This is a genomic window from Rhizobium sp. UFLA01-1127, from assembly GCF_059803845.1.
In genome coordinates, this window is the sequence record NZ_JAUQTZ010000083.1 from 1 (window position 1) to 12,855 (window position 12,855).

A 12,855-nucleotide genomic window follows, 5' to 3' on the forward strand; every position below is an offset into this window, starting at 1 on the left:
TTCATGACATGCGCGGCGCCATGACGGCATTGTTTGAAATGATTATGTCATTTGGCTCATTTCGGCGCGCTGGCCCTTTCAGCAAGACGCCGGATCATTTCAAAGGACCGTCCCGTGCAGGCCCGTTTTAATCTGATGACGAAGATCTTGGTGGTGGCATCGCTGGTCGTCATTGCTGCCCTTTGCGGCTTTTCAATTTATATCGACAGCCTTCAGCGCACTGCAACTCGCGACGCGGTCAAAGGAGAGATCGAATCCTCCGGCCTCCAATCGTCCCAGAGCATTTCCAACTGGCTGGGCGCCCGTGTCATGCTGACCGAGCTTGCCGCCAATGCCGCTGCCAAAGCCGGAAATCCGGCGGCGATCACCAGTGCTTTCGACAATCCCGTCCTGTTGCGGGAGTTCATGTCGACCTATGTGGGTGACGAGCAAGGCGTCTTCACCAGCGTTCCCAATCAGCCGCTTCCGGCAGGCTACGATCCCCGCAAGCGTCCCTGGTACAAGGATGCCGTTCAAGCCGACAGGCTGGTGCTGACCGATCCCTACAATGATGCCTCGACGGGCAATCTCATCATCAGCGCCGCCATGCCGGTCAAGCGCGACGGCAAGCTCTTCGGTGTCGCGGCAAGCGATTTTTCGCTCGGCTCGCTAGTCTCCATGATCAAGTCGGTCACGATGGGCGGCAAGGGTTCGGCATTCCTGGTGAAGAGCGATGGGACCATTCTCGTCCATCAGGATCAGCAACTGGTGACCAAGAAACTCGCCGACGCCTTCCCGCAAGCGACGCCCGCCGTTGGCTCCGGCATTTTCGAGACGACCTTTAACGGCAGATCGGTTCTTGTCAGTTTCCTGCCCATTCAGGGCCTGCCCCGCGCCGATTGGTATCTCGGAGTTCAGATCGATCGTGATCAGGCCTTTGCCGGCGTTGCCAAGTTCCGGATTGCGGCCGCGGCTGCGACTCTCATCGGCGTTGTCGCCCTGATCGCCGTATTGGCAGCCCTGCTGTCGCGATTGGTCGTCCGCCCGGTGCTTGAAATGACGAGCGTCATGGGCAGGCTCGCAGGCGGCGACGTCTCCGCCGCGATTCCTGGAACCGATCGCAAGGACGAACTCGGCCGCATGGCAGCCGCGGTCGCCGTTTTCCGGGACAACATGATCCAGCGAGGCCGCCTTGCGAAAGAGGCCGAAGATACCAGGATGTCCAGCGAACAGGAGCGGCGCGAACGCGAAGCTCTCAAGGCCAGCGAAGAAGAGCAGATCGCTGCGGCCGTGCAATCGCTTGCCGATGGGCTTGGCCGTCTTGCGGATGGCGATCTCGTCCATCGCATCACGGTTCCCTTTGCCGGCGATCTCGATCGTCTGCGCAACGACTTCAATACCTCGGTTGCAAGGCTGCATGAAGCCATGGCGACCGTCGGACGCAATGCCCGGGCAATCGACACGGGTGCCGGAGAAATCCGCGCCGCTGCCGATAACCTCGCCCGGCGCACCGAGCAGCAGGCAGCCTCTGTCGAGGAGACAGCGGCAGCTCTCGAGGAAATCACCACCACCGTCAGGGACAGCGCCCGCCGGGCGGAGGAAGTCGGCCAGCTTGTCACCCGGGCTCGCGGCGGTGCGGAAAAATCCGGGCAGATCGTCGAAAAGGCCGTCGGCGCGATGAACATGATCGAAAAATCCTCCGGCGAGATTTCCAACATCATCGGTGTCATTGACGATATCGCCTTTCAGACGAACCTGCTTGCGCTCAATGCCGGTGTCGAAGCGGCGCGCGCTGGCGAAGCCGGCAAGGGCTTTGCCGTGGTTGCCCAGGAAGTCCGCGAGCTCGCCCAACGCTCCGCACAGGCGGCCAAGGAAATCAAGTCCCTGATCACCGCCTCGGGCGAGCAGGTCAAGAACGGCGTCACCCTGGTCAACCAGACGGGCGAAGCGCTCGAGGTAATCGTCCGCGATGTCCAGGAGATCAATCGCAATATAGAGGCGATCGTGCGAGCTTCACGCGAACAATCGACCGGCCTGCAGGAGATCAACACGGCCGTCAACACCATGGATCAGGGCACCCAGCAGAACGCGGCCATGGTGGAGGAACAGACCGCCGCAAGCCATGGCCTGGCATCGGAAGCCGCGACGCTGAATGAGCTGCTGGCTCAATTCCGCATTGCCGAGCAGACGGTCCATGAGACACGCCCCCGCCGCGCCGCCTGAGGGATACGGTTCTGGTTCAGCCGTTTGATCCCGATCGGCCAGGCACGGCACCATTCAAATCTGTCAACCAGGATCGCGCGCTTGCGCGATCCGTTGGAAACAAAGATAGCTCGTCCCGCAAGTCGATGGCGCGGCAGCGAAAAACCTGGCCCGATCAGCCCTCCAGTACCGACTGCTTGTCCTTGATCAGCCGTGCCGGCAGGTTGACTGTGACCGACAATCCGCCGAGATCGGAGCGGGCAAGCGTCAGCTTGCCGTCATAGGCTTCCACCAGATCCTTCACGATCGCCAGGCCGAAGCCGGTCCCGGCGATGCTTTCGTCCAGCCGCCGGCCGCGGCGGATGAAGGCCATCTCCGCATCCTCGGGCAGGCCTGGACCATCGTCCTCGATGCGCAGCTCCACGCCCCCTTGCTCGGGCAGCTGCGATAGGCGGACCTTGACCTTGCCTGCCGTCCATTTCCGCGCATTGTCGATCAGATTGCCGGTAATGTCAGCAAAATCCGCCTCGTCGATCGCCAGCCACATCTCGGGCGGGGCCGCAAGTTCGAAATCGATCTCCCGCTCGCGCGACAGGCGCCGCATGACGGAGATGATTTTCTGCAGGTCCGCGCCGGCGTTCATGACGCCGACCGTATGGGCGGCTGCCAGGCTTGCGCGCGTTTGCGCCAGCGTCCGCTTGATCTGTGCCTCCATCCGGCTGACCTCCGTCTGGATCGCCGCCGCCCTCTCCGACATACCCTCTTCCGAAAGCGTACGCGCGGTCGCCTCGAGTGCGGCGAGCGGCGTCTTGAGACCATGGGCAAGATCGCCGGCGCGGGCGCGCGCCTGCGTCAACTGCGTCTCGCGGGATGCCAGCAGGCCGTTGAGATCGTCGACGAGCGGCTGGACCTCCCGCGGAAACTGGCCTGTAATCTTGCGCGCGGATCGCTCCTGCACCGCCATCAAGGCCGCGCGCAGATCGTTCAGCGGCCGCAGCCCATATCGCAGAAAGGCCACCACCGCCACGATCAGGGCACCCGAAAGCACGCCGAGCGAGGGCGCCATGGCATAGAAGAAGCGCCAGCGTGCCGGCGCAAGTTCGCGATTGTCGAGCGCCATCAGAATGTCGACGGTCTGATCGCCGCTGGCCGAGGGAATCGAGATGGATCGTTCGACAGCGAGAAGATGCCCGCCATTCGGCCCCTTCATGTCCGTTGCCCGGCCGGCATCGCGCGGGCGGGAGCGAAGCCAGGACAGATTCTGCTCCCAGAGCGATTGCGAGCGCAGCTCGACGGTGCCGTTGCGCCCGATCTGCCAATAGAAACCGCCGTTCGGGATGCCGAAGCGGGAATCCGTCGGCGTGTCGTCAAGAAAAAGTTGGTTTGATGAGTTGATATCGACCGCGGCCAGCAGGACACGCAATTCCTCATCTATCTCGGACAGCGCGAGCGCCCTCACCGCCAGCCCGGAAATGGCGTTGATGCCGACGCCCGCCAGAAATGTTGCAACGATGATCGCCACAGCCGAACCGAGCAGCAACCGTCCCCGCAGCGAGAACGGGGTCATGACGGCGGCGCCTCGCGTGGAATGACGTAGCCCTGTCCGCGGCGGGTCTCTATGACCGTTCCATCGAACTTGCGCCTGAGGCGTGCGACGACGACTTCAAGCGCATTCGACAAAAGCTCCGTCTCCTCGTCATAGATGCTGTCGGCGATCTGCGACCTGGAAAGCACGGTGCCGACATTGTGCATCAGATAGGCAAGAAGCCGATATTCGAGGGCGGTGACCTGCACCGGCTGCCCACGAAACGAAACGGTGCGCTGGCGCGTATCGAGTTCCAGCACGCCATTGGAAAGGATGGGAGACGATTGCCCGGCCGCGCGGCGCATCAGCGCACGCACGCGCGCCAGAAGCTCTTCCATGCGAAACGGCTTGGTCAAATAGTCGTCGGCGCCGGCGTCCATGCCGTCGACTTTGTCGCGCCAACCGTCACGGGCCGTCAATATGATCACTGGCATGCCGCGGCGCTCGGCACGCCAGCGCCGCAATACCGTCAGGCCATCCAGCTTCGGAAGCCCGAGATCGAGGATGACGAGATCGAAATGCTCGACATCGCCGCGATACCACGCCTCCTCGCCGTTGCTTACGGTCGAGACGACATAATGCTGATCCTCCAGACAGCGGCGCATGTCCGCCACGATGCTGGGCTCATCTTCAGCAATCAGAATGCGCATTGTCAGCGTCTCTCGATCACGGCGAGCGTTGCGCCGTCGAGGACTATGTCACCACGTTTGCCGTCAGGCTTCAAGACACGCACGGCATAGGCCTGGCGCCCCGCGCGGCGAACCCGCTTGATTCGCAGGACCTTGCCCGGCATTTCCCGTGCGACTACCGCATAGATCTCGCGCAGCGGCCGCAATGCGCCGCCATCCTCGACCAGAACGCTACTATGCAAACGAGCAGATGCGTCCGTGCCTAAAGAACTCAGCAAAGCCGCCACCAAGAGAACGGACAGCCGGCGGGGCCAGCCGGCTCTTCGCCCGAATATGCGCAACGATATTCATCCTTCTTAAAAAAACTGCACGCAGGCCGTGTCTCACGCTGTTCTAATTATAGCTGGCTCAACATTACAATTCACTGACAACGCGCGTAAGAGAGCTGCAAATTGGAAGGTGTATAAGCATTGACAAATGGCACGCTGATTGTGCCGAGTTTCGTTCCGTAGAAGTTACCATGACTATCCAGATTTCGTCGATTACCCCAAATGCCAGCCTCTCGGTTTTCTCAGGCGGCATGCGGCCTGAATTCATCCGCAATGAAACCCTGGTGGACATATTCAAGGCAACGGTCGCCCGCAGCCCCGACAAAACGGCGCTGACCCTGATCGGAACCGCCGAGGCGATGACCTATGCCGAACTCGATCGGCTGTCGGATGAGGCCGCGCGTGCACTCAGCCGCCGCGGCATCGGCCCGGGTGATTTCGTCGGCCTGTGGTTCCAGCGCTCTCTTGAGCTTCATGTCGCGCTTCTTGCTATCCTGAAGGCAGGCGCCGCCTACATTCCCTTCGATGCCGCTGCCCCTGCCGACCGCATCGCGGTGAGCCTTGCCGATTGTGGCGCGAAATGGCTGTTGACGCATGACGAGAAGGCGGCCGTGGCGCCTGCCTTCGACGGTCAGACGCTTATCCTCAAGGAGCTGCTTGCCGAGCATGGCAATGGCATCGCTCCGCGCGCCGCGACGAACCGTGATCCCGCTTACGCCATCTATACTTCCGGCTCCACCGGCAAGCCAAAAGGGATCGTCGTTACGCATGGAAACATCTGCCATTATCTGAGGGCGGGTAACGACGTTCTCGGCATGGTCGAATCGGATGTCGTCCTTCAGCAGGCTTCAGTCGCCTTCGATCTTTCGCTTGAGGAAATATTCGTTCCCTATCTGGTCGGCGCGACCCTGAAGGTGGCGACATCGGCTGTCATGGCGGAGCTCGACAGGCTCGCCGACGTGCTGGAAGCGGAAAAGATTACGGTCATCGACACCGTGCCGACCCTGCTCACCATGCTGGAGCGTGATGTCAAAAGCCTACGCGTCATCATCGTCGGCGGTGAAGCGTGCCCTCCGGCGATCGTCAGCCGCTTCTCCAAACCCGGCCGACGCCTGATCAATACCTACGGACCCACCGAGACGACTGTCGTGGCGACCTATGCCGAACTTGACGCCTCGCGGCCGATCACGATCGGCTGCCCGATCGCGAACACGACCGCCTACGTCGTTGACGACAACCTGCAGCTCGTTGCGCGCGGAGATACCGGCGAGCTGCTGATCGGCGGGCCGGGTGTTGCCGCAGGATACAGAAACCTGCCGCAGCTGACCGATGCCAAGTTCATCGCCAACCCCTTCGCGGCCAATGGCGATCCGGTGCTCTATCGCAGCGGCGACGCCGTATTGATGGACGAGGAAGGCGAGCTCCACTTCCTCGGCCGCATCGATGATCAGGTGAAGATACGCGGCTACCGCATCGAACTCGGCGAGATCGAGACCGTGGTCGGCGAGCTTGCGGACGTGAAAGCTGCCTCCGTGGTCGTGCACCGGCCGCCGGACGGAGAGGAAATGCTCGTTGCGCATGTCGTGACGACCAGCAACGATTTCGATCGCGAGAAGGCGCGCGCCGTGCTTGCCGCCAAGCTGCCGCCTTATATGGTACCTGCAGCCTGGCACAGCCATGTATCGCTGCCGCGGCTCCCTTCCGGCAAGATCGACAGGAAAACGCTCGCTGCGATCCCGCTGGTGGCCGATCAATCGGTCCAGGTGCAGGAACCGCCGCGTACATGGACCGAAGCACAATTGCTGAAGGCTGCGGCCGAAGCGCTTCGCCTGCGCTCCATCAATTTCGAAGCTGATTTCTTCACCGAGCTCGGCGGCCATTCCATGCTGGCAGCCCGGTTTGTTTCCGAAGTCCGCAAGATCCCGCAGCTTGCGGGTATTGCCCTGCGTGACGTCTACGCCGGCCGTACCCTGCGGGGCATCGCGGCCATCCTGGAGCAGCGCATGGAGCGCGCCTCCGGGCAGCAGGAGCGGAAGAATTTCGAACCGGCTCCCTGGCGCCGGCGCTTCCTCTGCGGCTTGGCCCAGGCCGTGGTGTTGCCTTTCATCGTCGCGATCGCGACGCTGCAATGGATCGGCCTGCTGCTCGCCTCGATCCTGCTGATCGATGACGGCGCCTCGCTCTGGAACGAGATTCTCGTTCTCGGCAGCGTCTATCTCGGCCTCAATCTTGGCGAGAAGCTGCTCGTCGTCGCCCTCAAATGGCTCGTCATCGGCCGCACGCGCCCCGGCGTCTATCCGCTGTGGGGTACATATTATTTCCGCATCTGGCTGATGCAGCGCATCGTTCAGCTCACCGCACCAAAATTCCTTAAAGGCTCGCCGCTCATGCGTGTCTATATGCGTGCCCTTGGTGCCAAGGTCGGCAAGGATGCGATGATCGACGAATTCGAGGAAGGCGCGATCGACCTGGTGCGCGTCGGCGCACGGTCCAGCCTCGGCGTCAAGCTGAAGCTTGCCAATGTCGAAGTCATCGGCAACCAGATCCATGTCGGTACGATCGACATCGGCGAAGGCGTACAGATCGGCAACGGCTCCGTCATCGGCCACAACGTCAAGATCGGCGACGGTGCCGTCATCGGTGATCTGACCGCGATCGCCGCCGGTACGCATGTCGAAGCCCACACCCGCTGGGACGGCTCGCCGGCACACAAGACGGGTCATGTGGAACACGAGGATATGCCCGCTCATCCGGAGCTTGGAACTGTCGGGCGCGTATTCCAGTTCGCCGCCTATTTCGTCGCCTACAATCTCAGCCTCGTCGTCGGTCTTCTGCCGATCTTCCCGGCTTTCTATCTTTTCACTGCCGTCCAGCAGATGTACGCGCCAGGCACCGACGAGCCTTTGTCCTGGGGAATGATCGCCGCGCTCTCCTGGCCGGCCGCTTTCCTGCTCATCGTCGTGTCCATGGCTGTCGTCGTGGCGCTCAGATGGGTGCTGCTGCCTCGTGTCGTGCCGGGCCGCTATTCCATTTTCGGTAATCTCTATTTCCGCAAATGGGTCGTCGGCCTGACCACCGAGGCGATGCTTGAAACCCTGAATTCGCTCTATGCCACCGTCTTCATGCGCAATTGGTACCGCCTGATGGGTGCCAAGATCGGCAAGGGTACGGAAATCTCGGCAAACTTCGCCGGTCGCTACGATCTCATCGAAATGGGCCGCGACAACTTCATCGGCGATGAGACGATTTTCGGCGACGAGGAAATCCAGAACGGCTGGATGGTGCTCAAGCGCCTGAAGACCGGGGATCGCTGCTTCTTCGGCAATTCCTCCGTCATCTCGCAGGGCGCTGTGATCGAGAGCGATTCGCTCATCGGCATCAAGACGCGCCTGCCGGATTCCCTGCACGTCAAGGCAGGCGAAACCTGGTGCGGCAGCCCTGCCTTCGAGTTTCCGACGCGCGAAAGACTGCAGGCCGCGGCGACCGCCACCTATGCGCCGCCGCTGCGCATGCGCCTTGTGCGCATCGTGTTCGAGGCCATGCATACGTCACTGCCCACCGCCATCCTGATCGTCATGGCGCTTGCGATGTCCGACATGCTGGCCGGCGAAATCGACAATGGTGCCTGGGGCAGCCTTTTCTGGACACTGATGGCTGCCGGCCTGGCGACCTCGGGTATCCTTTATCTCGTATCCGTCGCCTTCAAATGGACGCTGATCGGCACCTACAAGCCGATGAACCGGCCGATGTGGTCCTGGTGGGCGATGCGTACCGAGGCCGTCGCGGTCTTCTACGGCGGGCTTGCGAGCAAGATGCTGCTCGATTATCTGCGCGGCACGCCCTTCCTGCCCTGGCTGCTGCGTCCCTTCGGCACCAAGGTCGGCCAGGGCGCATGGATCAACAGCACCGACATCTGCGAGTTCGACTGCACCAGCATCGGCGACCATGCCGTCCTCAACATGGGCTCCTGCCCGCAGACCCATCTCTACGAAGACCGCATCATGAAGGTGGGCCTCATCAAGATCGGCAGCGGTGTGTCCATCGGTTCGGGCAGCACGGTGCTCTACGAGGCCAATGTCGGTGATTTCGCGGAAATCGGACAGCTGACCCTGGTCATGAAGGGCGAAGCCATCCCGGCAGGCACCTCCTGGGTCGGCACACCTGCCCAGGCCGTTCAAGCCGAACAGGAAGCCGCTCCCGTTGCTCAAAAAGAGGCCCTGCCCTCCGCGGCGGCATGACGGCCGCTCGATCCGAGGTCGTCCTGGCGGTCGCGGATGCGATCGCCGTCCTGGTCCGCCCGGTACCGGGCGGACGGGAAGAGCGTGACGAAGCGGCGCAAGCCGCCTTGAGAAGCGCCGCACAGCGGGACGATCTTTCCATCTATCGCCGGCCGAGCGACCGGCCGGCACTAGGCCCGCCTTATCACGAATTGGGTGTTTCGCTTTCACATCGCAGCGACTTGCTATTGGCGGGTTTTTCGCCCGATGCCGCAGTTGGCGTCGATATCGAGGCCGAAGATGCCAACGGCTTCGACCCGATTGCCTTTGCCGCCGACCATTTCTCGAAAAAGGAAGCCGCCGCGCTCGCCCCGCTCGATAGCGCGACAGCGCTGGAGCTCTGCTATCGCCTCTGGGTCGCCAAGGAGGCTGCATTGAAGATCAGCGGCCGCGGTATTTTCGACGGGCTGGACGAGCCGGATCTGGCGAAACATCTGAACCTCATCCAGATCGACGGAGCAACCATGCGTCTGGAAGCCGGCTCGCGGCTGCCGCCGATCGCGCTCACCGTAACCCGGTTTGCCGCGCCGGCCGAGAAGCCGGTCTATTGCGCCCTTGCCAGGGAGCTGAGCTGAAGCGCGTCGCTCGTAGCGAGCATTTCGGCGCGACTGCCATCATGGAGACCTGTCAAGCATCAGATTGCGCAATCTGCCGATAGCACCATCTATACGGTATGAATGCATCGAAAGGTGCCGAAAGTTTGCCTGGCACGGAGCAAACACATGACCGTTACCGATCCCGAACCCATGTCACGCGCGAAGGCCATATCCTATGCAATCTGCCTGCCGCTGGCGCTGCTCATGCTCGTCTTCTTGCCTGCCGGCAGCCTCGGCTGGCGGCCCGGCTGGATCTTCATTGCCTTCCTCGCGATCAGCTATGGGATAGCGATCCTGATCATGCGTCGGGTGAACCCCGCGATCTTCAGGGCGCGCAGCCGCTTCCAGACCGGGACCAAACGCTGGGATCTCATTCTGGTCTCGCTCATCTTGCTTGGGATGATCGCCGAAATACCTCTCGCAGCCTTGGATGCCGGAAGGATGGCGTGGTCGGCGATGCCGGTCTCCGTCATGATCCTGGGTTATATCCTGCTTGCGGCCGGCATTGCGCTCGGCACTTGGGCACAAGCCGTCAATCGCTTTTTCGAGCCCGGTGTCCGCCTCCAGCGCGAACGCGGCCAGCACGTCATCAGCAACGGTCCCTACGCATTCGTGCGCCATCCCGGCTATGTCAGTGCGATCCTGGTGTTTGCCGGCCTGGCATTGGCGCTCGGCTCCTGGTGGGCCTTGCTTCCTGCCGCCTGGGCAAGCGGTTTACTGATCCTGCGCACGAGCTGGGAAGATGCGCTGCTGCACGCCGAGCTGGAAGGTTATGCCGACTACACCCGTCGCGTGCGGTTCAGGCTGATGCCCGGTCTCTGGTAAGGATTTGCCTCTCGCCCGTGACATAAGGAACTGTGCTGCCGATCGCGTATTGACTGGCACGGCCTGCTTTGATCTGTTGATCATATGACAATGCCTGCTCGGCCGATGATATGGGGCGATTGCGCTCCGGGCCAAACGGCGATTTCCCTTCAAATGAAAATCGATCCGCGCGGAAATAGCCTGAAAAACTAGAATGACTTTCGCGAATTGCAGGGAAATCCGGCTCTAGCGCGCAAAGCGATTAAAAGCGCACAATCCGCCCTCGCCACGAAGCGTTTAAAGCCGCTTCTCGCGGTCCGCATCCGGAGGAGATGCAGGCAAGCCCCATGGTTTTACGAGCGTCTGGAACGCTTAGGGAGGAACAATGCTTGAACGAATTTTCAAATTGAGTGAGCACGGTACATCCGCGCGCACCGAATTCATCGCAGGCGTGACGACGTTTCTGACGATGTCCTATATCATCTTCGTCAATCCCGACATTCTCTCGACGACCGGCATGGATCGCAATGCCGTCTTCGTCGCCACCTGTCTTGCGGCAGCCCTGGGCTCCATCGTCATGGGCCTTGTTGCCAATTGGCCGATCGGGATGGCGCCCGGCATGGGGCTCAATGCCTTCTTCGCCTTTACCGTGGTCGCAACACTCGGCTTTACCTGGCAACAAGCGCTCGGTGCCGTCTTCATTTCCGGTTCCATCTTCGTGCTGCTGACGGTTACCGGCGTCCGAAGCTGGCTGATTGCCGGAATTCCGCACTCGCTCAGAAGCGCAATCGCCGCAGGTATCGGCCTTTTCCTCGCGATCATCGCACTCAAGGGTGCCGGCATCGTCGTCGCCAACAAGGCAACGCTCGTTGGCCTTGGAGACCTGAAGCAGACCGGCCCTCTCCTGGCAATCTTCGGCTTCTTCGTCATCGCGGTTCTTGATGCGCTGAGAGTAAGGGGATCGATCCTGATCGGCATTCTCGCCGTCACCGTCCTCTCCTGGATCCTGGGCGTCAGCCAGTTTCACGGTATCCTCTCGGCGCCGCCGTCGATCATGCCGACCTTTCTGCAGCTCGATATCGTCGGCGCTCTTCATGGAGGGCTGATACACATCATCCTCGTCTTCGTGCTCGTCGAAGTCTTCGACGCCACCGGGACGCTGATCGGTATTGCCAAGCGGGCAAACCTTATCCAGGAAGGAAAACCGAACCGGTTGAGCAGAGCTTTGCTTGCCGACAGTGCCGCCATCGTCGCCGGCTCGCTGATGGGCACCAGCAGCACGACAGCGTTCGTCGAGAGTGCATCGGGCGTTCAGGCCGGAGGCCGTACGGGCCTGACGGCTCTCACCATCGCCGTGTTCTTCATCGCCGCGCTCTTCTTTTCGCCGCTCGCAGCTTCCGTTCCTGCCTATGCGACGGCTCCGGCGCTGCTCTACGTTGCCGGCCTAATGATGCGCGAGCTGACCGAGATCGAATGGGACGACCTCACCGAGGCTGCACCGGCTGCCATCACCGCGCTCGCAATGCCTTTCACCTACTCGATCGCCAACGGCCTTGCCTTCGGTTTCGTGAGCTACGTGATCATCAAGATCTGCACCGGCCGCTGGTCGATGCTGCATCCCGCAACGCAGATCGTCGCAGCCCTGTTCGTGGTGCGCTTCGCCTTCTTTGCGGATTAACGGCAGGTATCAGATGCAAGACCGGGTCATTCACTGGAATGACCCGGTCTTTTGCATTTGCGGACTGTTGAAAATGGGAACTTAACCCAGCAAATAAGGGACGCTGCGATGGCAGCACCCCTTCCAGTATGCGAACCAGTCCGGCTCCTTTCAGCGGATCAGGAACGTCTCTCCATAGAAATGCTCCTCGAGATTGACGCCCTTGCCGCCGCGATCGACAACGATGAAGTCGGAGATGCCGTCGAGGGGAGTCAGAATCCCGTGCCAGACATTGCGCCAGATGTTGACGCCCTGCCCTGGTTTGGTGCGGAAAGCAACCGGCTCGCTTGGCCCATTATCCGTTTGCCGCGCCGCAACGACGAGGAACGGATGGCTGGACAGCGGAACGAAAGCCTGGCTGCCGAGGGGATGCCGCTCCACCATCCGCAGCTCCAGCGGCAGCGTATAGGGTTCGCCGCGCAGCCAGCTGATCATCGTTCTTGCCTCCTCGCCGATCGCTTCGATTTTCGCGAGGTCGTGATAACGAACGCATTTCCCGGCATTGATGGGATAGCTGCGTGCGCCCTCCATTTCGATCACATCGCCGTAGGGGGCAAATGCGGCTCTGGTCAGCGGCTGAATTTCGATCACTTTCATCCATGGTCTCCCGTTTTCATTCCTCGAAGTCTCCTCGGCCTCGATCGGTGATAGATCTTGTGAAGTTCGATGTATGGCCTGCGGTAGGACGGCCGGGTTCGCCCGGAGCGCAGATCGCATTCCATACGACCAGCGTAGCT

Annotated in this window: 9 protein-coding genes; 5 read left to right on the forward strand and 4 right to left on the reverse strand. The window is 61.4% G+C overall.

Annotated features, from left to right (window positions below; translation table 11 throughout):
• The first annotated feature begins 135 nt into the window (after nucleotides 1–135).
• Nucleotides 136–2,202 carry a methyl-accepting chemotaxis protein gene (locus Q4Q11_RS20015; RefSeq protein WP_498570596.1) on the forward strand — a complete coding sequence of 689 codons (2,067 nt, stop codon included), beginning with the start codon at nucleotides 136–138 and terminating at the stop codon, nucleotides 2,200–2,202.
• Between the two features lie 154 nt (nucleotides 2,203–2,356).
• Here Q4Q11_RS20015 and Q4Q11_RS20020 read toward each other — a convergent pair whose 3' ends face one another.
• From Q4Q11_RS20020 to Q4Q11_RS20030, 3 genes are read right to left on the reverse strand one after another with little or no spacing between them, the layout of a single operon-like run.
• A complete protein-coding gene (locus tag Q4Q11_RS20020) occupies nucleotides 2,357–3,748 on the reverse strand; it encodes an ATP-binding protein (RefSeq protein ID WP_498570597.1) in 1,392 nt (463 codons plus the stop codon).
• Nucleotides 3,745–4,416 carry a response regulator transcription factor gene (locus tag Q4Q11_RS20025; RefSeq protein ID WP_112512550.1) on the reverse strand — a complete coding sequence of 224 codons (672 nt, stop codon included), beginning with the start codon at nucleotides 4,414–4,416 and terminating at the stop codon, nucleotides 3,745–3,747. The genes Q4Q11_RS20020 and Q4Q11_RS20025 overlap by 4 nt, the downstream gene beginning before the upstream one ends.
• 2 nt (nucleotides 4,417–4,418) lie before the next feature.
• Nucleotides 4,419–4,637 (reverse strand): PepSY domain-containing protein, encoded by a 219-nt coding sequence (locus tag Q4Q11_RS20030; protein ID WP_498570598.1) that lies wholly within the window; start codon nucleotides 4,635–4,637, stop codon nucleotides 4,419–4,421.
• Between the two features lie 278 nt (nucleotides 4,638–4,915).
• On the opposite strand from Q4Q11_RS20030, the gene Q4Q11_RS20035 reads away from it, so the two are divergent.
• The 4 genes from Q4Q11_RS20035 (at nucleotide 4,916) to Q4Q11_RS20050 (ending at nucleotide 12,079) form a co-directional block, all read left to right on the forward strand.
• Complete coding sequence (locus tag Q4Q11_RS20035; protein ID WP_498570599.1) at nucleotides 4,916–8,962, forward strand: Pls/PosA family non-ribosomal peptide synthetase; 4,047 nt, start codon at nucleotides 4,916–4,918, stop codon at nucleotides 8,960–8,962.
• A complete protein-coding gene (locus Q4Q11_RS20040) occupies nucleotides 8,959–9,576 on the forward strand; it encodes a 4'-phosphopantetheinyl transferase superfamily protein (protein ID WP_112512548.1) in 618 nt (205 codons plus the stop codon). Before Q4Q11_RS20035 ends, Q4Q11_RS20040 begins: the two co-directional genes overlap by 4 nt.
• 147 nt (nucleotides 9,577–9,723) lie before the next feature.
• On the forward strand, nucleotides 9,724–10,422 hold the full coding sequence (locus tag Q4Q11_RS20045; protein ID WP_498570600.1) for a methyltransferase: 699 nt from the start codon (nucleotides 9,724–9,726) through the stop codon (nucleotides 10,420–10,422).
• A gap of 364 nt (nucleotides 10,423–10,786) precedes the next feature.
• Nucleotides 10,787–12,079, forward strand: a complete 1,293-nt coding sequence (locus tag Q4Q11_RS20050; RefSeq protein ID WP_112512547.1) for an NCS2 family permease — start codon at nucleotides 10,787–10,789, stop codon at nucleotides 12,077–12,079.
• A gap of 150 nt (nucleotides 12,080–12,229) precedes the next feature.
• Here the strand turns inward: Q4Q11_RS20050 and Q4Q11_RS20055 are convergent, their stop codons facing one another.
• The gene (locus Q4Q11_RS20055; protein WP_112512546.1) at nucleotides 12,230–12,715 is read right to left on the reverse strand and encodes an ureidoglycolate lyase; all 486 of its coding nucleotides are present in this window, start codon (nucleotides 12,713–12,715) and stop codon (nucleotides 12,230–12,232) included.
• Between the last annotated feature and the right edge of the window lie 140 nt (nucleotides 12,716–12,855).